Here is a 21,774-nt window from a genome sequence, read left to right as displayed (position 1 = left end):
CCGACCACGTATTACAGATGCCGATCACCGGACGACCATCGAATTCGTCGTGCGGGATGCCCTGGTTTTTCATCCACGAGCGATGCAGAAAGCCGTCGCGATCCTTCAGGCCGAACCAGGCCTGGCTGCGAAGCGGCTTCGCGTTCTTTTTGGAATCAGCCATGAAAACTCCTGTTTTTACCGTTGCGGCGAGCGCGAGAGGGCACCCGTCAATGCACGCGTTTGTTGCGGCGGTACTGATCGAACAGTACTGCGAGCAACAGAATTCCGCCGCGAATCAGATATTGATAGAAAGTCGGCACGTTCATCAGGCTCATTGCGTCCTGCACCGAGCCCATGATCAACACGCCAACGAGTACGCCGGAAATCGTCGCCACACCGCCCGTCAGCGACACGCCGCCGAGCACGCAGGCGGAAATCACGCCGAGTTCGAGACCCACCGATGTTTTCGGATCGCCGAGACTCATCCGCGACGCGAGCATCACGCCGGCGAAGCCGGTCACGAGTCCTTGCAGCACGAACACGGCGATCTTGATGCGCGTCACCGGCAAACCCGCGAGCAAAGCCGCTTCGCTGTTGCCGCCGACGGCCAGTACGTTCTTGCCGAACACGGTTTTCTTCAAGAGGAAACCGAACAGCACAAAGCCGACGATGTTGCTCCAGATCGGATACGAAATGCCGAGGAACGAACCGCCGCCCAGGTCGAAGAATCTTTCTTCGGAGATCATGACCGCATCGCCGTTCGAGGTGATGAACGCGAGGCCGCGCACGACTTCCATCATCGCGAGCGTGACGATCAGCGAGTTGATCTTGTAGCGCGCGACCAGCACGCCGTTCACGAGCCCGACCGCGCCGCCCGCCAGCACGCCCGCGGCGACGCCGAGCACGACGCTATGCGTCGCGGTAATCAGCGTCGACGCCACGACGCCCGAAAACGCGACGATCGACGCAACGGAAAGATCCACTTCGCCAAGCGCGAGCACGAACATCATCGTCACGGAGATCGAGCCGATCAACGTGACCGACAGCAGCAGGCCCTGGATATTGCGCGCGCTGACGAAGTCCGGCACCGTCAAGGCCAGCACCGCGAACAGGATGAGAAACACCATCACGATGCCGGACTTGTTGATGAGATCCCACGTGCGCGCCGCGCGCGAGCCGACGCCAGCCGATGCGTGCGGCGGCGGTGGCGGCGCGGAAGAATTGGTGGATTGCGTTTGCATGTTGTCTGTTCCCATTTCGATTGCCTGATTCGCGCGCTGATGTATCAGCGCGGTAGCGCGAGCTTGATGAGCGCGTCGGGCGTTGCCTGCGCCTTGGGCAGATCGCCCGTGATGCGGCCTTCCTTCATCACGAGCACGCGATCGGCGACACCGATCACTTCCGCGAGATCGCTCGACACGACGATCACCGTGCGGCCTGCTTCGGCGAGCCCGTACAGCAGGCCGTAGATCTCGCTGCGCGCGCCGACGTCGATGCCGCGTGTCGGCTCGTCCATGAGGAACACGTCGATCTTTTCGGCGAGCCAGCGCGACAGGATCACCTTCTGCTGGTTGCCGCCCGACAGCGTGCCGATCGGCGTATCGCCGCTGCGCGTCTTGATCGCAAGCTTCGCGATGTATTCCTTCGAGGTCTGCGCTTCCTTGCGTCTGTTCAGCACGTTGAAGCGGTTGAAGTGGCGGCGGCAGCTGATGTTCAGGTTGTCCGAGACCGAAGCGATCGCGACGATACCTTCCTGCTTGCGATCCTCCGGACACAGCGCGACGCCTGCACGCACCGCATCGCGCGGCGTGGCGAACCGCACGCGCTTGCCCTTGAGCGTGACTTCGCCGGCTGTGGGCTTTACCGCGCCGTAGATCAGCTTCATCAGTTCAGAACGCCCCGCGCCGACAAGACCAAAGAAGCCGACGATTTCTCCCGCGCGCGCCGTGAAAGAAGCAGGCTCCGAGAGACCCGGTCCCATCAGTCCGTTGACGTCGAGCTGCACGGCGCCCGTTTCGCGCGCGCGATAGCCGTACACGTCGCTGATCGAACGGCCCACCATGCAGCTGATAAGCCGGTCGCGATCGAGCCCGTCGACGTCGTCGAACGTCTCGATGCGTCGTCCGTCGCGAAACACGGTCACGCGGTCACACAGTTCGTAGACTTCGTCCATCCGGTGCGTGACGTAGACGATCGCGCGGCCTTCGGCCTTCAACGCACGGATGATGCGGAAAAGCTGCTCCGTTTCGCGTGAGGAAAGCGAGCTCGTCGGTTCATCGAACGCGATCACGCGCGCGTCGCGCATCAACGCCTTGCCGATTTCGATCATCTGCCGCTGACCGATCGACAGACGCTTCACCTGCATCGACGGATCGATCTTCTCGCCGAGCCGGTCGAGTTCATGAATGGCGCGTTTGACCAGCGCCTTCTCGTCGAGCACGCCGAAGCGGTTCGGCAGTGCGCCGAGCATCAGGTTTTCCGCGACCGTCAGTTCCGGTACGAGATGCAGTTCCTGATAGATGATCGCGATGCCGGCTTCGATTGCCGCCTTCGTCGTAGCGAACTGCTGCACGGCGCCGTTGAGCGACAACGTGCCCGCTTCGGGGTGGTTCACGCCCGAGAGCACCTTGAGCAGCGTCGATTTGCCCGCGCCGTTTTCGCCCATGAGACCGTGCACTTCGCCGCGACGCACGCCGAGCGACACCTGATCGAGCGCGAGCACGCCCGGAAATCGCACGGTAATGCCTTCGAGCTGGAGATACGGAGCGACGGCGCGCGTGTCGAGCGCCGTCGTTTCGTCTTGAGATAAACCGGTCATCAAATGCCTCTTGCTGATGGAGCGGGGCGCACGATGCTAAACGCGCCGTGTGCCCCGCACATGCATCCTTAGATACCCAGATCCTGACGCACTTGCTGCCAGTTGCTGCGCACCATCAGCTTGCCGGTGGTCTGCGTATCGGCAGGCGGCTGCTTGCCTTTCTCGATCCACTCGACGAGGTTCTCCGTGCTTTCCTTGCCGTGGTTCGTCGAGCTGACGGCGATCGTGCCGTAGAAGCCCGTCGGTTCCTTCTTCTGGAACTCGGCGAACGCTTCGCCCGCGCCGTTGATGCCCACGCCGATCACATCCGCTGCGGGAATGTGCAGCTGCTCGGTGGCGCGCACGCCGCCCAGCACGCTTTCTTCGTTAAGCGCGAAAATCACCCACTTCTTGATGTTCGGATGCTGTGCCAGCACCGGCGACGATGCGTTAAAGCCGCCTTCGTCGTCCGTCGTCTTTTGCGGGGCGTCGAAAATGTTTTCCTTCTTGAAGCCGTTCGCAAGCAGCGATTGCGTCGCGCCGTCGGTGCGCAACTTGGCCGTCGGCAGTTCGTAGCTCGTGATGCGCAGCGCGCCGACTTCTTCCGGCTTCCAGCCGCGATGCTTCATTTCATCCGAAATCGCCTGACCGACCTGGTTGCCGATCTTGAACGCGGACATGCCGAGGTGCGGCACGTTCGCCAGCGGCTTGCCGGTCGAGTCGACGAGCTGGTCGTCGACGGTGACGAACTTCATGTTGTAGCGCTTCGCGCGCGCCTGAATGGCCGGTCCGAGACGCACGTCGGGCGCGCAGATCACGAAGCCCTTCGCGCCTTGCGCGCCGAGGTTATCGATCGCGGCCAGCACCTTTTCTCCATCCGGCGTGCCGATATTCACGACCGAGAAGTGTTCTTTCTGGCCAAGCGCCGTAGCGGCTTTCTGTTCGTTGATGAACCACGCCTGCTCGGGCATCTTCACGAGGAAGCCGACTTTCAGCGGTTCGTCGGCCTGTGCCGACATGTGGACGGCAAACGGAGCGGCGAGGGCAGCGGCGGCCATCGCGGACAGCGTCAAACGGCGAAGCTTGCGATTCACAGAGAGTCTCCTTCGATTATTAAAGCTGCATGCCTGTCTGGCGGATAGCAGCCGGTCAATGCAGACGCATGCGGATCCGGGTGCCCGCGTGCGCCGGTGTGCCACGTCGCGTGCGGCGCTGGTTCATGCTCCAGCGCGCGTTCAGCCCGCGACGTAAGCGGTTTTCACAGTCGTGTAGAACTCCGCGGCGTACGTGCCCTGCTCGCGGGGTCCATAGCTCGAGCCCTTTCGTCCGCCGAACGGCACGTGATAATCGACGCCGGCGGTCGGCAGATTCACCATCACCATGCCGCTCTGGCTGTGTCGCCTGAAATGGCGCGCGTATTTCAGCGACTGCGTGCAGATGCCCGCGCACAGGCCGAACGGCGTGTCGTTCGCGAGATGCAGCGCGTGGTCGTAGTCGTCGGCGGGAAATGCGACAGCGACCGGTCCGAAAATCTCTTCGCGCGCGATGCGATGCCCCGGTTCGCCGATGAAGAGCGCCGGTTCGAGGAAGTAACCGCGCGTCGCACGTTCAAGCTGGCGACCGCCCGCGACCAGTTCCGCGCCTTCCTCGCGCCCGGCGCGCAGGTAGTCGAGCGTCACTGCAAGCTGCTGTTCGTTTGCGACCGGACCGATGTCGGTGCCGTGCCTGAGCGCGTGATCGACCGTCAGCGCGGCAAGTTTCGCCTTGAGCGCAGCGACGAACGGCTCGAATACACCTCGCTCGACGATCAGCCGCGACGACGCCGTGCAGCGCTGCCCGGTCGAGAAGAACGCGCCGTTCAGCGCGGCATCGACGGCGGTGTCCAGATTGGCGTCGTTCAATACGACAAGCGGGTTCTTGCCGCCCATTTCCAGTTGCACACGGGCCTGACGCGCGGCGGCCGCCTGCAGCACGCGTGTGCCCGTCGCGACCGAGCCGGTGAAGCTGATCGCCTGCACGAGCGGGCTCGCGACGATCCGTTCGCCCACCTGCCGGCCGCTGCCCATCACAAGGTTGAACACGCCCGCTGGCAGGCCGGCGCGATCGATGATGCCCGCCAGCGCCGCCGCGCACGCCGGCACGGTTTCCGCTGGCTTGAAGACGACGCAGTTGCCGTAGGCAAGGGCGGGGGCGATCTTCCACGCGGGAATGGCGAGCGGGAAATTCCACGGTGCGATGATGCCGATCACGCCGACCGGCTCGCGCGTCACGTCGATATCGATGCCGCCGCGCACCGACGCGAGATGCTCGCCCGGAATGCGCAGCGCTTCGCCCGCGAAGAACTTGAAAACCTGGCCGGCGCGCGCCGCTTCGGCGATGGCCTCGGACAGCGTCTTGCCTTCTTCGCGCGCCAGCAGGCGACCCAGTTCGTCCTTGCGCGCGAGAATTTCGCTGCCGATCGCATCGAGCGCATCGGCGCGACGCTGAATCGATGTGAGTGACCACTCACGAAACGCAGCGCTTGCTGCTTCGATCGCATCATCGGTCTGACGGGCGTCGGCGCGTGCATATTCGCCGACCGGATCATCGAGATCGGACGGATTCAGGGAAAGCCCGGTCGTCGCGCCCGATTCCCACGCACCGTTGATGAAGTGCCGGAATGGACCCGAAACGAGGGGAACGAGAAAGTCGCGATTCATCAATGCACACTGCCGGTTCGCTGAAAGTCCACGAATGGTATGAGTCGCTGCAATAACTTTCCAATCCCTTTTTGGGACATCGTGATATCGTTTCTGGTATAGCGAAAACTGCATTCACGCCGCTGCGACGCATTTTCCAGCGCGTCGCGGCATGACACGACAACGGAACGAGACACGCGATGACCCGCAGCTATTCGAACTGGTTTGTGCGCGCGCGGCTGAAAACGCGGCAGCTGCTGCTGCTCGCGGCGATGGAAGAAGAAGGCAACGTGCGCCGCGCCGCCGATGTGCTGGGCATGACGCAGCCCGCGGCATCGCGATTGCTGAAGGAACTCGAGGACATGCTCGGCGTGAGCCTCTTCGACCGTACCCCGCACGGGATGCACGCCACGCTGTACGGCGAAGTGATGATTCGCCACGCCCGGATGGTGCTGTCGAACCTCAGTCAGGCGCACGATGAAATATCGGCGTTACGCGAAGGACTTGCCGGCCAGGTGCGCATCGGTGTGATCGCGGCGGCGGTCGCGACGATGGTGCCGCGGGCGATCGCGAGCGTGAAGACGCAATATCCGCGGTTGCAGATCTGGGTGCAGGTCGAAACGTCGGACGTGATGTTGCCGCGCGTCGCCGAAGGCGAACTCGATATCATGATCGGTCGCGTGCTGGAGCGGCAGAATCAGCTGAAGACGGAGATCCACTACGAACCGCTCGCCGACGAGCCGTTGTGCGTCGTCGCGCGGCCCGGCCATCCGCTCGAAGGCGAAGCCGGGCTGACGCTGCGCGGTATCGTGAATGCCGGCTGGGTGCTGCATCCGCCGGGCAGCGTGCTGCGTCACCGGTTCGACATGATGTTTTCGCAGATCGGGCTGAATCCGCCGCAGAACGTGGTGAACACGAACAATTTTCTGGCGATCGCGAGCCTGCTTCTGCAAAGCGACATGCTCGCCGTGCTGCCCGACGAAGTCACGCGGCAGTACCAGCAATACGGCGTGCTGAAGCGTCTGCCGATTGAACTGCCGTACCGGATGGACGCTTTCGGTATCATCACGCGCCAGTCGCATCTGCTTTCACCCGCGGCTTCGGTCGTGCTCGGCGCGCTGCGCGCGGCCGCCGCGGATGTTTACGGCGGCCCGTTCGACGCCGCGGCGGCCCGCTAACCGGCGGTCCGCTGTCTGATCCCTATTTATTTTGAATCGCCCGTGCGAGCGGGCTGAAAACGCTGCATGGCTATCAAATCGACGATTTACAAGGCTGAACTCCAGATCGCCAACATGGACCGGCACTATTACGCCGATCACCAGCTGACGATCGCCCGCCATCCGTCCGAAACCGACGAACGGATGATGGTCCGTGTCGCGGCCTTCGCGCTGTTCGCGCAGGAACGCCTTGAATTCTGCAAGGGCCTCTCGGATACCGATGAGCCGGATCTCTGGCAAAAGGACCTGACGGGCGCCATCGAAACCTGGATCGACGTCGGCCAGCCGGACGAACGCCGCATCGCGAAGGCAAGCGGCCGCGCGAACGACGTGATTGTGATCGCGTACGCGGGACGCACGTCCGATATCTGGTGGCAGGGCGTGCGCAGCAAGGTGGAACGGCTGCGCAACGTGACAGTGTGGTCGCTTGGCGAAGGCGTGGCGGCATCGCTCGGCAGCCTGGCCGAACGGACGATGCGGCTGCAATGCACGGTGCAGGACGGCGCGGCGTGGCTCGGCAGTTCGACCGCCGACCCGGTGCCGATCGAGTGGTCGGTGCTGAAGGCGCCCGCCGGCGCCTGACGCGTATTTCCGTGCCGCGCCGTTTCTTCCGATGCCTTGCCTAGAGCGCGTTGGAATGCGCCGCTTCGGGTGGCCCTTTCAGTTCGACCATATTGCCTTCCGGGTCGAAGAGATACTGCGAAGGCCCGTAACCGTCCGCGCCGTATCGCAACGCCTGTTCGCCAGGCTGCACGCCGTGCGCGGCCAGATGGGCTCTGAGCGCATCGGCGTCGAACGGCTCGATGCGCAGGCAGACGTGGTCCATATTGCGACCCGCGTCTGGCGAGCCGCTCTCCGGACGGTCGATCGGACCGCCTACTTTCAGCAAATCGATCAGCGATCGCCCGGCACGTAACTGCGTGAGTCCGATGTCCGGCTGCTCTTTCTCGACGTTGCAGCCGAGCACGTCGCAGTAAAAACGCGTCATCGCCTCGGGATCGCGCACCCTGATGACGATATGGTCGATCTCGCGAATATGAAACTTCATGGGAATCTCTCCTTCGTTCCGGTCTGGACCCCGCTGGATGGTCGTCTAAGAGTGTAGGAGAGGCAGACGGCGCGCGTGAAACGGAAGCCCCAGAAGGAGTTGAATGACCGTTGGCGCGGCCCGGCAGGCGTAACGCCAGAGAAAAAACAGGCAAAAAAAAGCCCGCTCTATTGGAGCGGGCTGAATCCATATCAGGAGGAGACATGGAGGAGACAGAGACAACTATACACAACGGCCTGGTGCGATGCAATAACTTTTTAAGGGAAAACCCGAGGAAATGACAATTTGTCGCATATTACTTATGGCGCATCGCGCAAACCCCCGTCCGTTAGCCGAATGGCCGAAATGACAGCGCAAGAACCGGAGCGTAGGGTGAGGGGATGCCGACTACATTGGTGAACATCGAAACCGTCCTTCCGGGAACGTCATGAACACCTCGAACACCCTCCGTACCGCCTGGTCCACCGACGCAAAGCGCTGGGCCGCCGTCACCGAACGCAGCGTCGATGCCGACGGCGCGTTTTTCTTCGCCGTCCGCACAACGGGCGTTTTCTGCCGTCCTTCGTGTGCGTCGCGGCCGCCGCACCGCGAAAACGTCGAATTCTTCGACACGGCGGATGACGCCCGCGCCGCCGGCTATCGCGACTGCAAGCGCTGCCAGCCCGGCCGTCTGCCACGCGACATCGAGATCGTGAACCGCGCGTGCGCGGCGCTCGACGCCGATCCACAGCAGCGCGTCACGCTCGCGCAACTGGGCGAAGCCGTACACGTCAGCCCGTTTCATCTGCAGCGCCTTTTCAAGCGCGTCATGGGCGTGTCACCGCGCGAGTATCAGGCCGCCCAACGCGGCGCCGCGCTGCGCGACGCGCTACGGCGAGGCGAAGACGTCACGCGCGCCACGGTCGACGCCGGCTTCGGCTCGCCATCGCGCATGTACGACACCGCGCCCACCGAACTCGGCATGGCGCCTTCGGCGTACCGTCGCAAGGGGGCGGGGCTCGTCGTGCGCTACGCCAGTGCGCCGACGTCGCTCGGCTTCGTGCTGGTGGCCGCCACGGAAAAAGGCATCTGCAAGATCGCTTTCGGTGACGATGCGGGGCCGCTCGTCGACGAACTGCGCGTCGAATTCGCCAATGCCGAACTCCGCGACGAAGCCGGTCCGCTGATGCCGTTCATCGCGCAGATCGACGCGTATCTGCGCGGCAGCCGGCAGGAGGTCGATCTGCCGCTCGACATTGCCTCGACTGCGTTTAAATTGCGGGTTTGGGACGCCCTGCGGCGCATTCCGTATGGCGAGACGCGCAGCTACTCCGACATCGCCGAAGCGGTCGGCTCGCCACGCGCGGTGCGCGCCGTGGCCAGCGCCTGCGCGACCAACCCGGTGGCGCTCGCGATTCCCTGCCACCGGGTCGTGCAGAAGGGCGGCGCGCTCGCCGGCTATCGCTGGGGTCTGCCGCGCAAGGCTGCGCTGCTGGACGCGGAAGCACGCCACGCCAGCGCGGACATTGTCGGCGGCTCATCCGCGCCCGCTGAAACCCACGATATGGATCACGCCGCTTGAGTACATCCGCCTCGCTTGCCGCTGTCACGCTTGAACTGCCGTTCAAGCCACCCTTCGACTGGCCGCGTGTCCTGCGCTTTTTCGCGGGGCGCGCGACGCCTGGCGTCGAAGCGGTCGAAGATGGTGCGTACCGGCGCGCCATCGAGTGGGCCGGCGACAGCGGCACGCTCACCGTCCGCCTTCATCCGAAGAAGCGCTGCATTCTCGCGAGCCTCGAAGGTGCCGTCGGGCAGCACGCCGGCGCGCTCGCAGCGCCGATCGCACGGATGTTCGACCTGCACGCCGACCCGGCCGCGATCCGCGCGCATTTCGCCGGCGACCCGTGGCTCGCGCCGCTCGTCGACGCGTCGCCCGGTCTGCGTGTGCCCGGCGCGTGGTCCGGTTTCGAGCTGGTCGTACGGGCCATCGTCGGCCAGCAGGTCAGCGTGAAAGCCGCCACCACGATCATCGGCCGGCTCGTGCAGCGCGCCGGCCAGCGCATCGAAGATCATGCGCACGAAGGCACTGCGTGGCGCTTTCCGACGCCGGCGGCACTTGCGGCCGTCGATCTCGCGCAGATCGGCATGCCCGGCAAGCGCATCGCCGCATTGCAGGGCTTTGCCCAGGCCGTGGCGTCGGGCGCGGTGCCGGTCGACGGCGCCGGGATCGACGACCCCAATACGATGCGTGCGGCACTGCTCGCGCTACCGGGAATCGGGCCATGGACTGTCGAATACGTCGCGATGCGCGCGTGGCGCGACGCCGACGCGTGGCCGGCACTCGATCTGGTGCTGATGCAGGCGATCGCCGCGCGCGACCCGGCGCTCGTGCGTCCGGCGCAGCAACGCGCGCGCACCGAAGCCTGGCGCCCGTGGCGAGCGTATGCGGCAATGCATCTGTGGAACGAAGTCGCCGACCGCGCACAGGGCGCACGCGGAGGCTAGGGAATTGATGCAGGGTCAAGCGGTCAGGGAGTAGAACGAATGGACCGCAGGACGAACCGCCCGGCGGCACGGCAAAAGCGAAAAAACGCAGTGCCAGGGAAGTCCCGAATACGCTGAAAGCACCGCCAGAGTGGCCACAAGCAGCCGTCGTGGCGAGATGTTAAAGTGCCCGCTACCGAAAATTCCGCTGATCGTTGCCGGTAGCACACCGCACCGACAGCGCACGACCTGCATCAATGCCCAACACGACTCCCATCCGCACGACCGACGCTCTTTCGCACCGCCTGTCCGTGCTGACCTCCGGCCCGCAGCGCGACGCGCTGACGACCGGTCTGCGCGGCATCGAAAAAGAAAGCCTGCGCGTGACGCAGGACGGTCATCTCGCGATGACGCCACACCCACGCGTGCTGGGCTCGGCGCTCACGCACCCGTCGCTGACCACCGATTATTCAGAAGCGCTGATCGAACTGATCACGCCGGCCGAGAAAGACGCCAGCATCACGCTTGAAAAGCTCGATGAACTGCATCGATTCGTCTACGCTGAACTCGGCGACGAGATCCTGTGGAACAACTCGATGCCAGGCGTGCTGCCCGCCGACGACGAAATCCCGATCGCGCATTACGGCACGTCGAATATCGGCAAGCTGAAGTACGTATATCGCGTCGGTCTCGCGCTGCGCTATGGCCGCACGATGCAATGCATCGCGGGCATTCACTACAACTATTCGCTGAACGAAGAAGTGTGGCGATTGCTGCACGCCGACCAACAGTCGACAGCCAATCCGGTCGACTTCCAGTCGGAACGTTATCTCGCGCTGATCCGCAATTTCCGCCGCACGAACTGGCTGCTGATGTACCTGTTCGGCGCTTCGCCGGCGCTCGACCGGCGCTTTTTGCGCGAGCGCGCGCACACGCTCGACACCTTCGACGTCGACACGCTGTATCGCCCGTACGCGACGAGCCTGCGGATGAGCGATCTCGGCTATTCGAACACGACCGCGCAGGCCGCGCTGCACGCCGACTACGACACGCTGCCCGGCTACCTCGACGCGCTCGCGAAGGCGGTCAGCCAGCCGTATCCGCCGTACGAAGCGATCGGCACGCAGCGCGACGGCGAGTGGGTGCAGATCAATACGAACGTCCTGCAGATCGAAAACGAGTTCTACTCGACGATCCGTCCGAAGCGCGTCACATATCCCGGCGAGCGGCCGTTGCATGCACTGGCCGCACGCGGTGTGCAATACGTCGAAGTGCGCTGCATGGACATCGATCCGTTCGAGCCGATCGGCATTTCGCTGGAAACGGCGCGTTTTCTCGACGCCTATCTGCTCGTCTGCGCGCTCGACGACAGCGCCGCGCTGCCGCCTGACGCCTACGCGGAAGCGAACCGGAACTTTGGCCGCGTCACGATGGAAGGCCGCAAGCCCGCGCTCGAACTGACGCGCGACGGCAAGACGGTTCCGATGCTCGACTGGGCGAACGAGTTGTTCGGGAAGATCGATGCTGCCGCCGCCGCCCTGGACACGATCCGCGGCGACGACGTACATGCACGCGCAGTCGCCGCGCAACGCGCGAAGCTTGCCGACGTGTCGCTCACGCCATCGGCGCGCGTGCTGCAAACCATGCGCGACCAGAAACAGAGCTTCCTGCAATTCGGTCTCGCGCAAGGCGCCGCGCATGCGGCGGCTTTTCATGCGCGTCCGTTGCCCGCCGGCGAGGCTCAGGCGTTCGCCGCGCTGGCCGCGAAATCACTGGAAGAACAGGCGAAACTCGAACGTGAAGAAGTGGGTTCGTTCGACGCCTTCGTCGCCGCATATCGCGCGTACACGTTGAACCGCTTCAGCGTGTGAGTGCAGCGCGCAGCGCGCGCATGAAACGACCTTGACCGCTCCCGGTCAAACCTTCATGACATGAAGTGAGCCGCCGCGTGACTTGACGTCTGTCACCTTGCGCGGCTCAACCGATGGGGGGTGGATTGCGATGAAGAAAGCTCTTCTGGCTGTCCTTTGCGCGCTCGCCGCAGGCTGCTCGTCCAGCGGCCAGGTCGATCCCGACACGTTGCAGATCGCAACCGCACCGCTTACCTGTGCGAACAGGACCGAATGCGATATGTGGTGGAAGCGGGCACAGGCGTGGGTTACACAGGTATCGAGTTACGCGCTGCAATCGGTCAGCGATACGCTCATCCAGACCGCTGGCCCGGATGGCGGCAAACGGGCGCTCGCCTACCAGATCACGAAGACGGAGAACAAGGACGGTACCGCGACGATCGGTTTCGCCGCGCATTGCGACAGCGCGATGGGTTGCCAGCCGAACCCGTGGGAAGCCGGCGCCGATTTCAAGCGTTTCGTGCGCGGCAGCGCGGCAAGCGTGAGCCCGGCAGGACAACAACCCGCTTCGGCGCCCGCCGCCGCGATGCAGCTTGAAACCGGACCGCTCCAGTCCACTCATGCGCCGACCGGCGGGCCCGTGACGCAGTGAGCCAGGCGTCGCAAAGCGATACCGTTAGTGTCCCATCGACGGCGACGCGCCTTTCCTTGGCTTCGTGATCCACACGAGGCCCGCGAGCACCACAAAACCGACGCACGAGATCCGGAAGAAGTCGTTGGTCGCCATCATGTAGCCCTGCTGCGTGACGATCTGGTTGATCTGCGCCGTGATGCTCTGGCCGGCGATGCCCAAGCTCGACAACGCGTTGCTATACGCCGTCGTATTCGACGAATAGGCGTTGACCGACTCCGACAGCACCGCGTGGTGATAGATCGCGTCGTTTTCCCAGTACGTCGTGCTGACCGCGGTGCCGATCGCGCCTGAGAGCGTCCGGAAGAAATTCGACAGGCCCGACGCGCTCGCGAGACGCTCGTCGGACACGCTCGATAACGTGATCGTCGTCATCGGCACGAAGAAGCACGCGACGCCGATGCCCTGCACGAGACGCGGCCAGATCACGTGGCTGAACGGCACGTCGAGCGTGAAAGTCGAGTTCCACAGCGACACGAACGCGAATACGCAAAACGCGAAGCTCGCCACCATCCGCAAATCGAGCCGGTGCATGTTTCGCCCGATGAGCGGCGACAGCACGAGCGCCAGCAAACCGACAGGCGCCGTCGCGAGACCCGCAAGGCCCGCCGTGTAGCCCATCACCGTCTGCAGCCAGAGCGGAAAGATCACGACCGAGCCGAAGAACGCCATGAAGCCGAACGAGATGATCAGCACGCCCAGCGCGAAGTTGCGGTCCTTGAAGAGCGAGAGATCGATGACGGGCTCCTTCTCCGTCATCTCCCACACGAGCATGAACGCGATCGACACCACCGCGATGAGCCCGAGCGTGACGATGAAGGTCGAATTGAACCAGTCGCGATCCTTGCCGAGGTCGAGCACCATCTGCAGACACGACACGCCGATCACGAGCAGCGTGAGCCCGACGGCGTCGATGCGCTGCCGCGTCGTCTTCGTTTCGCGGCCGCGCAGCAGGAAAAACGCGCACACCGCCGAGAAGAGCCCGATCGGCACGTTGATATAGAAGATCCACGGCCACGTGTAGTTGTCGGTGATCCAGCCGCCCATCACCGGGCCGAAGATCGGCGCGACGATCACGGTCATCGCCCACAGGCCCAGCGCAAGCCCGCGTTTTTCGGGCCGATACGAGCGCATCAGGATGGTCTGCGACAACGGCACCATCGGACCCGACACGAGCCCCTGGACCAGCCGGAACGCGATCAGCGATTCGAAATTGTGCGCAAGGCCGCACATCGCCGAGGCAATCGTGAACAGGAGCACGGAAAGCGTGAAAAGGCGCACCTCGCCGACGCGCCGCGCGAGCCAGCCGGTCAGCGGCACCGCAATCGCCGACGCCACCGAATACGACGAAATCACCCATGTGCCTTCACTCGTCGCCACGCCGAGGCTGCCGGAAATGGTCGGCACCGCGACGTTGGCAATGGAGGTATCGAGCACTTCCATGAACGTGCCAAGCGCGAGGCCGAGCGTCAGCAAGGCGAGCGCGCCGCCGGCGAGCGGCGCGGGCTGGGCCGGTTGGGCCGGTTGCATCGGCCCGTCGGCGGTGGTCGTAGCGGAAGCTGACATTGTCGCAATCTCCTTTGCCTGCGGGAAAAGCTTGTCGCGGCATGCTTATGAAAGCGTTCGGAGCACGTCCAGGGCGCTCCTTGCATGCTCCGACATTCTCTGCCCAGACAGATAAATGCCCAAAAAACAGGCGCCTCAAGGCGCCTTCTCTTTATTCGTCCACCGCCGGGCCGTTCTGGATGAAGCGCTCGAGCAGGCTGACGAGCGTCGCCAGATCGTTCTCCGAAAAACCCCGTAACTGCTCGTCGAGCACAGCCGATCCGATCTCCGGCAGCACGCGTGCCGCTTCCTTGCCTTCGGACGTCAACTCCAGTTCAACCATCCGGCGGTCCGCATCGCTGCGGCTCCGCGCGATGAAACCCTTCTTTTCGAGCCGGTCCAGCATGCGTGTCATCGAGCCGCTGTCGTAGGACATCGCCCGTGACAGCTCGTACGGCGTATGCGCCCGCCCGCACGACAACAGCAGGATCACGCCAATCTGCGACGACGTGAGCCCAAGCGGTCCGACCGCCCGGTCCATCCGCTGGGCAAGCACGTTGCGCGCTTTCGACAGGTAATAGCCAAGACTCGCTTCAAGGCGCATCTCCTTGCTGTCGTCAGGTCCATCAATCATTGCGTGCCGCCGGAAACGTCGATTTCATTGAAGCGGGATTCTATCTGCCTGGGCAGACAGCGCAAAGGACTATCCGCGATGGCGCGCTGCAACAAAAAAACAACAGTCAATCGGACAAGGCCCAAAGTATGTTGAAATTTAATTGCATAGTCAATATTATGACAGGCAATGAGTTAAGCGCGACCTGCGCCATCACGAGACCATGTTCTGACCGATTGAACCGCACCGGCATGTGCCGCTGCACTGAGGATTGCCTGCAATGCTGTACCTGAAAAACACCCTTGGCGGCCTGAGCCGCTCCCTGACCGGTTCCGCGCTCCAGACTTTCCAGGGGCCCAACCGCTGGTGGAAGCTGGCGCTGTACGTGGTCATGTTCGTGTTGCCGGGTGGGTCGGTTGCGGTAATGGTCTTTGCATGGATCGATCACCGGCGCGCCGTTCGCGATCGCGCCGCGGTTGCGCCCACCGGCCAGCTGGCTTCGGGTTCGGACCAGGCCGGCAAGCCGGTTGCCACCGCGCCGTCGAGCGCAAATCTCTGCCAGACGCGCTGCGATGCGCCGCCGTGCCGTGCCGCGGCCGGCAAACAGGCACGCCAGACCTGCGATTCGCGCACTTAAGCGCCTCGCCATCTGGCGCCGCGCAGCGCATCGGCGGTAACGCGGTGTAACCGCGCCGAAACCGTCAGTAACACACCTTCGACGTCCGCCGCATTACCCTTTCAGTTTTCCACGTCTTATGCAACGCGTGCGCTACCATCCCGGTGCGCCGCGCTGTCGCGCTTCGGCCAGTCATGGCGGTCGCGTGGCGCATTCCGTTGTGCGGCGGGCCGGATCGAAAGGAACTCATTGCATGCAGTTTGAACAGACCACGCGCCCGCCTGCGGTCGCGCCCCGCGTCCTGACGCTAGCCGGCGCTTGCGCGATGCTCGCGCTCGCGCTCGCGGGCTGCGCGGTTGGCCCTGACTACAAGCGACCTGCCGTCCAGGTGCCCGCGTCGTACAAGGAAGCAGCCGAGGGCTGGAAAGTCGCGCAACCGGCCGACCAGGCCGATCGCGGCACGTGGTGGGCGATCTACAACGATCCGCAGCTGAACGCGCTCGAAGAAAAACTCAACCAGTCGAACCAGACCGTCGCGCAGTTCGCCGCGGCTTATCGTCAGGCGCGCGCGCTCGTCGGCGAGGCAAGGGCGGCATACTTCCCGGTCATCAGCGCATCGGCGGGCGGCACGCGGCAACGCACGCCATCGCGCAGTTCGACGAGTTCGGTAACGGGTTCGAACGGTACGTCCATCGGCCTCAGCAGTTCCGGTTCGATCAGCAACAGCTACAACCTCGGGCTCGATGCGTCCTGGGAACCGGATCTCTGGGGCCAGGTAAGCCGCTCGGTGAATTCGCAGGAAGCCGGGCAGCAAGGCGCCGCAGCCGATCTCGCCAACGCGCGTCTCTCCGCGCAGGCCACGCTCGCGCAGACGTATTTCTCGCTGCGCTCGCTCGATGCCACGCAGAAGTTGCTCGACGACACCGTCGCCGCCTACACCCGCTCGCTGCAACTGACGCAGAACCAGTACCGGCAGGGCGTCGTCGCGCGTTCGGATGTCATCCAGGCGCAGACGCAACTGCAGTCCGCGCAGGCCGCGGCGATCGACAACGGCGTCGCGCGCGCGCAGGACGAGCACGCGATCGCCGTGCTGGTCGGCGAGCCGGCTTCGACGTTCGCGATCCCGCCTTCGCCGCTCGACGCGACGCCGCCTGCCGTCCCCGCGCAGATGCCTTCGGCGCTGCTCGAACGCCGGCCGGATATCGCTTCGGCGGAGCGCAAGGCGGCCGCCGCCAACGAACAGATTGGCGTGGCCATTTCGGCGTTTTTCCCGACACTGACGCTGACGGCGAGCGGCGGCTTCGAAAGCTCGGTGCTTTCGCAACTGCTGACGGCGCCGTCGCGATTCTGGACGCTCGGCCCGCAACTCGCCGCGACGATCTTCGACGCGGGCCTGCGCAGCGCGCAGACCGATGCCGCGCGTGCGACCTACGACCAGAACGTCGCCGTCTACCGGCAAACCGTGCTCGCCGCGTTCCAGGACGTCGAGGACAACCTCGCGTCACTGCGCATTCTCGAGCGGGAAATCGTGGTTCAGCAGCAGGCCGTCGATTCGGCCCGCCAGGCGCGCGACATCGTCGAGAACGAGTACAAGGCCGGCACCGTGGGCTACGTCAACGTGCTGACCGCGCAGACCACGGCGTTCACCGCCGAGCAGAAGCTGGCGAGCATCGCAGGTCAGCGGATGGTGTCGTCGGTCGGACTGGTGAAGGCGCTCGGCGGCGGCTGGGACGTCGCGCAGATGGATCGCGAAACGGGCAGCGTGAGCGCGCCCGCCGCGGCACCCGCCGCTTCAGCACCGGTCGCGGCAACCGCGCCGGCACAAGGTAAGGGAGCAGGCGAAAGCGCCGTGCAACAGCCCGTCGTCGCGCAGAAGTAGGCAACCGGGCCAGCTTGCTTCATGCGACCCTCGGGCCGCTCAATGCGCGAAACTCAGCGCCACCGTATCCGGGCCGGTTCGCCGGCCGAGCAGATTCAGGAGTCCGGCGAGGTTGTCGCGCTGCTCGGGCGCCGCGCTGGCCGTGCCCTGAAACGACGTGTGTGCCTGCTGCACCGTGCCGTGACCGGCGAGCATCAACGGGCCTTTCAGTGTCGACAGATCGACCGTCGAACTCGCGCCCACCGCCTGCACGGCCACCCGGTACGAACCGAGCGGCTTCACCGGCGACACCCGCGAGCTCATCTCACCGAGCGTGACGTTGAGCTGGCCGAACGCCTCACTGCCAAGCGTGCGCCAGTCGGTCCACGCGAGGCGCACGTCGCCGTGCAGATCGAGTGTGTTGAACGGCGCGCCGAGGCCCGCAAGCAGCGAGGCCGGCACCGCGATGCTGCCGCCCGTCACCGTCGCGCCACGCATCGTGGCGTCGAGCGTGATCGCATCGGGCATCGCTTCGGTCTGACGCATCCGCATGCGCACGCGGCCCGTGAACAGCGGCCAGAACGCCGTGTGCCACTCGATGCGGCCAGGCAGCAGCGTCGCGCCCGAGGGGTCGTCGCCCGCGGCGAGCATCAGCGTGGCCGAGCCGTTCCAGAGCGAACCCGCCGGGTCGACGAGATTCACGTGGCCACGCGTCGCGCTGGCGAATTGCGGCGTGACCCACGCGGCGGGCAGCAGTACCAGCAGCACGGCAACGTTCGACAGCACGGCAACCAGCACCCACGGCACCACCGCGCGCATCCGGCGCATCCAGAAGTTCATCGGTGAACGCTCATTTGACAGTCGAAGGCTGGAGCGAGGCCGTCAGGTCGACCTGTCCGTCGTCCTTCAGCGCGCTCACGTGCGCCTCGGCGACCTGCACCTTGAACTGCTTGCGCGCGTCGTCGAGCCAGGCCGTCCACGCCGGGAATGACGCGTTCTTCAACTGGATCTGCACCGCGTTGCCGATCACCTGCACCTGCGTCGCCGCAAGCCCGTGATTGGTCAGCGAGGCACTGAGCGCATCTTTCAGCGCGCCGCCCGTTGGCGCGACACCTTGCGCGGCCGCCGACAGCGCACGCGCGTCGTTGGCCTGCGCCGTCATCCGCGCGAGCTGGCTACGCATCGTGGGCAGCGTCTCACGCAGATGCGCGCGGCCTTCCTGCGCCGGCACCCATAGCACCGACCACGCGAGCACGACGGCAATCGCCGCGCCGCCCCACGTCAGCAGCGTCTTTTCGCGCATCGTGCGCGCGTCCCAGAATCCGGCCCAGGTATCCGCCAGTACTGTGTTCATTGTCCGTTCCTGATGGTCCACTTGCCGGTGCTGCTGTCGATCGCACCGTTCAGGCCGTTGCGCGCGAGGCGTTTGCCGAGATCGGCGTCGACCTTCACTTCAGGTTTGAACGTCACGTCGAGACGCCGGTCGTGATAGTCGAGCGCGGCGATGCCGTTCACCGGAATGCTGCCAAGCGAGCGCGCGAGGCGATCCGCTATCGAAAGAAAATCGTCCGGAGAGAGTTCGCCCGCGGCAACACGCAACTGCTGCAACTGGCGCGACATCTGGTCGGGCGCGTCGAGCACGACGGTCGTCTTCGGGAACGCATTGAGGAGCAGCTCGGTCATCTGCGCATTGATGTTGTCGCGTTCGCGCGCGAGCATTATCCACTGCACATTGGCGCCAATGATCGCGACCACGAGCGACGCAACCGCGAGCAGTAGCGGCACGCGCAGATGACGCAGCGTCGCGCGATCGAGGCGCCACGGCTGCGACGCGAACTCGAACTGGCACAGATCGAAACGGCATTCGGGCGCGCGGCGCGCGAGCGCCTCGAACGTGAGCGGCTGCGCGCCGCTCACGAGCGCGGCATTCGACGTGAGACGCGGCTCGTTGCCGGGCAGATCGGTGAGCGCGTAAAGCGTGACGGGCGCGGCACCGGCGAGCGCGCCGAGCGTCGCGGGAACGGCTGTGGCGGGCACCGCCAGACCTTCGCCTTGCGTGCCTCGAACGATTGCGAGTTCGACGCGCGGCGTTGCGTGATCGAGTGCCGGTTCGAGCAGCAACGCGGGCGCAGTCGGGACGACGCGGCCCAGCACCGCGGCGACGATGGGCGTCGCTGCCGGCACGGTGGCGGGCGTTGCACCGGTTGCGCCGGTTGTGCCGGGTGCCACGCGGGTCGAGGCGGCATCGGCGTTGGCGAGCGCGACTGCTTCTTCGAGCGCGTCTGCCGTTTCGGCCGCAACGGCTGGCGGCAGACAGCGTGTGACGGGCACGGCGCGCAGGTTGCGGTGCCCTGCGGCCTGAAAGCCTTCGACGACAAACCGGAACCAGCCGCGATCGACGATCGCGAGCAGATGGCGTCCGGCTGCGAGCGGTTGCGGATCGAGGGCGATGTGACAGGTTTGCGGGTCCTGGATCAGTTGATCCTCGATGACGTTCGGCAGTGCCTGACGCAGCCGCGGGCCTTTGAGCGGCGGCACCGTCGCGGCGAGCATCAGGAGATCGCGGGCGGCGACCATCAGCACGGTCGACGACGCGCGCGGCAGCAGCGCGAGCGCCGAGCGGCCGGCGCGCTGCGTGCGACCTGCCTTGTCGAGCAGCAGGAACGGCATGTCCGGTAGTTGCCATTCCTGCGAAGGCACCGCCGGGTCACGCGGCGGCAACAGGACGATCAGGGTGCTCAAAGGTCAGTCTCTCCGATTATTCATAGCTGGTCGCGTCCACGCACGATACGCGTAGTGTGAGTCATTGGATCGCGATAGACGAGCGTGGTGCGGTCCACTTCCGCGCGTTCGTGCTGAACGCGTCCGTGGATCAAGAAGTAGTTCGTATTGACGTCGAGCATGTTCGGGTCATACACCGCAAGCTGCACGCCTGCGCCGCGCAACGCAAGCTGCACGTCGCCGACGTTACGAAAGAACACCGTCTCGCGACGCGCGACGAACGCCTGCGCGCTCGAGAGGCTCATCCCCGGCACGACGGCTGCGATTACCTCGGCGGGGGCGGTGTTCATGTTGATGGCCGATGTGGTTGGCAGAACGGTGACGAACGGGCGCAGGCGCTCGACCGTTTCGCGCGTGAAGCCGGGGATGTCGAGCAGCGAATCGACGCTTGTCATCTGAAGCGGGGCGACGGCGGAGTTGTCATTGCTGTCGGCGAGGCCGGGTTGATCGGTGAAGTTGCTGTTGCCGGTGATGCCGCCTTGCTGCGGGGCGTTTTGGGACGTTGCGGTGGGGGTGGTCGATGGCGTCTGGAAGCGGGTGGCGGACTGACCGAGGCTGGCGCGCAGCTGGACGGCGGTGTTCTTTGCGAGCTGGCCGTCGACGCCGAGGAGCGCGAGGAGGCGCTGGAACGACTGGATCTGTTCGATGTTCAGTTGCAGCGCGCCGGGCGCCGGGCTCGAGACGAGGTTTCGCAGGTTGAATTTTGCCTGGGCGTCTTCGATGGAGCCGGACAGATACGTGTCCGCGCCCTGGGCCGCGCGCACTTCACCGATCTGGCCGAGGAAATCCGACAGACGTGTTTTGGCGATGGGTACGCCCCAGATGCCGCCGAGGTAGGTGATACCGGCGGAAGTGTCACCTTCCGAACGGAGGATGAGGCGCGTCCAGTCGAGCGCGCCACGGGATACCCACTGGGCCTGGGCCAGTAATCGCTGGTTTTCGATCCTTCGGATTTGTACTTGCTGGCGCCAGAGCATGCCGGAGACCAGAATGGCTGAGAGCGCTACGACCAGGAGCGCGGTTATGATTGCCGCACCGTTCTGGTTTTTTGTTTTCTGGTTTTTCGTTTTCTGGTCAGGTTTTTTGTTGGCCTTTCCTTGTATTCGCGTCGGTCTATTGGCGTTGCCCCTGTGCGGGGCGGCACCTACTTTTCTTTGCCTTGCCAAAGAAAAGTAGGCAAAAGAAAGGCGCTTCGACAACTCATCTTTTCCAGGTGTGTCACACGCGGGGAATGGCAACCCATGAAGTGTCGGCATCGCGCCAGAACCACTTAGGCCCGCGCACGAGACCACTCCTCGCAAAACAATCGTCCGTGACAAAGGGCTCATCCATCCCGCTTCGCACTGCGTGCGTCGCGGAAGGGTCCGGCTGGCAACCCGCGACGCCGCTTGAGCGCGGACACCCAAAAGATCACGCAAACCGGAAACAACAAAAGCGGAGAGGGCGGTGAACCCTTCGGCGACACGCGAAGCGTGGAGTCGGGTGAATGACGGCTTTGTCACTTGCACTGGACGCGCGCGAGATGGAATCGCGCGGGGACCGATGCCGGGTGAAGTGCGGGGGCGACACTTCATGGGTTGCCATTCCCCAACGATGACACACCGGGAAAAGATGAGTTGTCGAAGCGCCTTTCTT

At 64.6% G+C, this 21,774-nt stretch carries 19 protein-coding genes; 8 read left to right on the top strand and 11 right to left on the bottom strand.

Going from position 1 to position 21,774, the window contains the following annotated elements:
* Positions 1-209 precede the first annotated feature (209 nt).
* The 4 genes from araH to LPA37_RS26970 all read right to left on the bottom strand — a co-directional run bounded on the left by araH (position 210) and on the right by LPA37_RS26970 (position 5,478).
* Positions 210-1,223, bottom strand: a complete 1,014-nt coding sequence (gene araH / locus LPA37_RS26985) for an L-arabinose ABC transporter permease AraH (protein WP_228978735.1) — start codon at positions 1,221-1,223, stop codon at positions 210-212.
* 44 nt (positions 1,224-1,267) lie between these two features.
* Complete coding sequence (gene araG, locus LPA37_RS26980) at positions 1,268-2,800, bottom strand: L-arabinose ABC transporter ATP-binding protein AraG (RefSeq protein ID WP_228978734.1); 1,533 nt, start codon at positions 2,798-2,800, stop codon at positions 1,268-1,270.
* 68 nt (positions 2,801-2,868) lie between these two features.
* Entirely contained in the window at positions 2,869-3,873 is a 1,005-nt protein-coding gene (locus LPA37_RS26975; RefSeq protein WP_228978733.1) for an arabinose ABC transporter substrate-binding protein, read from the bottom strand.
* Positions 3,874-4,014: 141 nt separating this feature from the next.
* Positions 4,015-5,478, bottom strand: a complete 1,464-nt coding sequence (locus tag LPA37_RS26970) for an aldehyde dehydrogenase family protein (protein WP_229014176.1) — start codon at positions 5,476-5,478, stop codon at positions 4,015-4,017.
* 179 nt (positions 5,479-5,657) lie between these two features.
* On the opposite strand from LPA37_RS26970, the gene LPA37_RS26965 reads away from it, so the two are divergent.
* Positions 5,658-6,635, top strand: a complete 978-nt coding sequence (locus tag LPA37_RS26965) for a LysR family transcriptional regulator (RefSeq protein ID WP_228978731.1) — start codon at positions 5,658-5,660, stop codon at positions 6,633-6,635.
* Between the two features lie 66 nt (positions 6,636-6,701).
* The gene (locus tag LPA37_RS26960; protein ID WP_228978730.1) at positions 6,702-7,256 is read left to right on the top strand and encodes a YaeQ family protein; all 555 of its coding nucleotides are present in this window, start codon (positions 6,702-6,704) and stop codon (positions 7,254-7,256) included.
* Positions 7,257-7,296: 40 nt separating this feature from the next.
* On the opposite strand, the gene LPA37_RS26955 is transcribed toward LPA37_RS26960, so the two are convergent.
* On the bottom strand, positions 7,297-7,722 hold the full coding sequence (locus tag LPA37_RS26955) for a VOC family protein (RefSeq protein ID WP_228978729.1): 426 nt from the start codon (positions 7,720-7,722) through the stop codon (positions 7,297-7,299).
* 427 nt (positions 7,723-8,149) lie between these two features.
* Between LPA37_RS26955 and ada the strand changes: the two genes are divergently transcribed.
* The 4 genes from ada to LPA37_RS26935 all read left to right on the top strand — a co-directional run bounded on the left by ada (position 8,150) and on the right by LPA37_RS26935 (position 12,687).
* Positions 8,150-9,283, top strand: coding sequence for a bifunctional DNA-binding transcriptional regulator/O6-methylguanine-DNA methyltransferase Ada (ada, locus tag LPA37_RS26950; protein ID WP_229014175.1), 1,134 nt, complete (start codon positions 8,150-8,152; stop codon positions 9,281-9,283).
* Entirely contained in the window at positions 9,280-10,206 is a 927-nt protein-coding gene (locus tag LPA37_RS26945) for a DNA-3-methyladenine glycosylase family protein (protein ID WP_229014174.1), read from the top strand. Before ada ends, LPA37_RS26945 begins: the two co-directional genes overlap by 4 nt.
* A gap of 236 nt (positions 10,207-10,442) precedes the next feature.
* Positions 10,443-12,056, top strand: a complete 1,614-nt coding sequence (gshA, locus tag LPA37_RS26940; RefSeq protein ID WP_229014173.1) for a glutamate--cysteine ligase — start codon at positions 10,443-10,445, stop codon at positions 12,054-12,056.
* Positions 12,057-12,186: 130 nt separating this feature from the next.
* Positions 12,187-12,687: a hypothetical protein gene (locus tag LPA37_RS26935; RefSeq protein ID WP_229014172.1), complete on the top strand. Its 501-nt coding sequence runs from the start codon at positions 12,187-12,189 to the stop codon at positions 12,685-12,687.
* A gap of 24 nt (positions 12,688-12,711) precedes the next feature.
* Here LPA37_RS26935 and LPA37_RS26930 read toward each other — a convergent pair whose 3' ends face one another.
* Both LPA37_RS26930 and LPA37_RS26925 read right to left on the bottom strand, forming a co-directional pair.
* Positions 12,712-14,292 carry a DHA2 family efflux MFS transporter permease subunit gene (locus tag LPA37_RS26930; RefSeq protein ID WP_324251908.1) on the bottom strand — a complete coding sequence of 527 codons (1,581 nt, stop codon included), beginning with the start codon at positions 14,290-14,292 and terminating at the stop codon, positions 12,712-12,714.
* Between the two features lie 151 nt (positions 14,293-14,443).
* Positions 14,444-14,905, bottom strand: coding sequence for a MarR family winged helix-turn-helix transcriptional regulator (locus LPA37_RS26925; protein ID WP_228978720.1), 462 nt, complete (start codon positions 14,903-14,905; stop codon positions 14,444-14,446).
* Positions 14,906-15,164: 259 nt separating this feature from the next.
* Here LPA37_RS26925 and LPA37_RS26920 point away from each other — a divergent pair, with 259 nt between their 5' ends.
* Both LPA37_RS26920 and LPA37_RS26915 read left to right on the top strand, forming a co-directional pair.
* Entirely contained in the window at positions 15,165-15,521 is a 357-nt protein-coding gene (locus tag LPA37_RS26920) for a hypothetical protein (RefSeq protein ID WP_229014171.1), read from the top strand.
* A 232-nt stretch (positions 15,522-15,753) separates the two neighbouring features.
* Entirely contained in the window at positions 15,754-17,379 is a 1,626-nt protein-coding gene (locus LPA37_RS26915) for an efflux transporter outer membrane subunit (RefSeq protein WP_324251907.1), read from the top strand.
* Positions 17,380-17,418: 39 nt separating this feature from the next.
* Here LPA37_RS26915 and LPA37_RS26910 read toward each other — a convergent pair whose 3' ends face one another.
* Genes LPA37_RS26910 through gspK form a run of 4 tightly spaced genes read right to left on the bottom strand, consistent with a single transcriptional unit; the run spans position 17,419 to position 21,242 of the window.
* The gene (locus tag LPA37_RS26910) at positions 17,419-18,198 is read right to left on the bottom strand and encodes a type II secretion system protein N (RefSeq protein WP_229014170.1); all 780 of its coding nucleotides are present in this window, start codon (positions 18,196-18,198) and stop codon (positions 17,419-17,421) included.
* A 10-nt stretch (positions 18,199-18,208) separates the two neighbouring features.
* Entirely contained in the window at positions 18,209-18,712 is a 504-nt protein-coding gene (locus LPA37_RS26905) for a type II secretion system protein M (protein WP_229014169.1), read from the bottom strand.
* Positions 18,709-20,100, bottom strand: coding sequence for a type II secretion system protein GspL (gene gspL / locus LPA37_RS26900; RefSeq protein WP_229014168.1), 1,392 nt, complete (start codon positions 20,098-20,100; stop codon positions 18,709-18,711). Before gspL ends, LPA37_RS26905 begins: the two co-directional genes overlap by 4 nt.
* A 20-nt stretch (positions 20,101-20,120) precedes the next feature.
* Positions 20,121-21,242 (bottom strand): type II secretion system minor pseudopilin GspK, encoded by a 1,122-nt coding sequence (gspK, locus tag LPA37_RS26895; RefSeq protein ID WP_407672633.1) that lies wholly within the window; start codon positions 21,240-21,242, stop codon positions 20,121-20,123.
* Positions 21,243-21,774 lie beyond the last annotated feature (532 nt).

Source organism: Paraburkholderia gardini, from assembly GCF_907164545.1.
Classification (GTDB): domain Bacteria; phylum Pseudomonadota; class Gammaproteobacteria; order Burkholderiales; family Burkholderiaceae; genus Paraburkholderia; species Paraburkholderia gardini.
This window is presented reverse-complemented; position numbering and strand designations above follow the sequence as displayed.

Excerpts from the sequence above, each read along its gene's own strand:
- gshA (WP_229014173.1), top strand. The coding sequence starts at position 10,443 with ATGCCCAACACGACTCCCATCCGCACGACCGACGCTCTTTCGCACCGC.
- araH (WP_228978735.1), bottom strand. The coding sequence starts at position 1,223 with ATGCAAACGCAATCCACCAATTCTTCCGCGCCGCCACCGCCGCCGCAC.
- LPA37_RS26915 (WP_324251907.1), top strand. The coding sequence starts at position 15,754 with ATGCAGTTTGAACAGACCACGCGCCCGCCTGCGGTCGCGCCCCGCGTC.
- LPA37_RS26970 (WP_229014176.1), bottom strand. The coding sequence starts at position 5,478 with ATGAATCGCGACTTTCTCGTTCCCCTCGTTTCGGGTCCATTCCGGCAC.
- ada (WP_229014175.1), top strand. The coding sequence starts at position 8,150 with ATGAACACCTCGAACACCCTCCGTACCGCCTGGTCCACCGACGCAAAG.
- LPA37_RS26930 (WP_324251908.1), bottom strand. The coding sequence starts at position 14,292 with ATGTCAGCTTCCGCTACGACCACCGCCGACGGGCCGATGCAACCGGCC.
- LPA37_RS26935 (WP_229014172.1), top strand. The coding sequence starts at position 12,187 with ATGAAGAAAGCTCTTCTGGCTGTCCTTTGCGCGCTCGCCGCAGGCTGC.
- LPA37_RS26910 (WP_229014170.1), bottom strand. The coding sequence starts at position 18,198 with ATGAACTTCTGGATGCGCCGGATGCGCGCGGTGGTGCCGTGGGTGCTG.
- LPA37_RS26905 (WP_229014169.1), bottom strand. The coding sequence starts at position 18,712 with ATGAACACAGTACTGGCGGATACCTGGGCCGGATTCTGGGACGCGCGC.
- LPA37_RS26965 (WP_228978731.1), top strand. The coding sequence starts at position 5,658 with ATGACCCGCAGCTATTCGAACTGGTTTGTGCGCGCGCGGCTGAAAACG.
- LPA37_RS26960 (WP_228978730.1), top strand. The coding sequence starts at position 6,702 with ATGGCTATCAAATCGACGATTTACAAGGCTGAACTCCAGATCGCCAAC.
- LPA37_RS26955 (WP_228978729.1), bottom strand. The coding sequence starts at position 7,722 with ATGAAGTTTCATATTCGCGAGATCGACCATATCGTCATCAGGGTGCGC.
- LPA37_RS26920 (WP_229014171.1), top strand. The coding sequence starts at position 15,165 with ATGCTGTACCTGAAAAACACCCTTGGCGGCCTGAGCCGCTCCCTGACC.
- LPA37_RS26925 (WP_228978720.1), bottom strand. The coding sequence starts at position 14,905 with ATGATTGATGGACCTGACGACAGCAAGGAGATGCGCCTTGAAGCGAGT.
- araG (WP_228978734.1), bottom strand. The coding sequence starts at position 2,800 with ATGACCGGTTTATCTCAAGACGAAACGACGGCGCTCGACACGCGCGCC.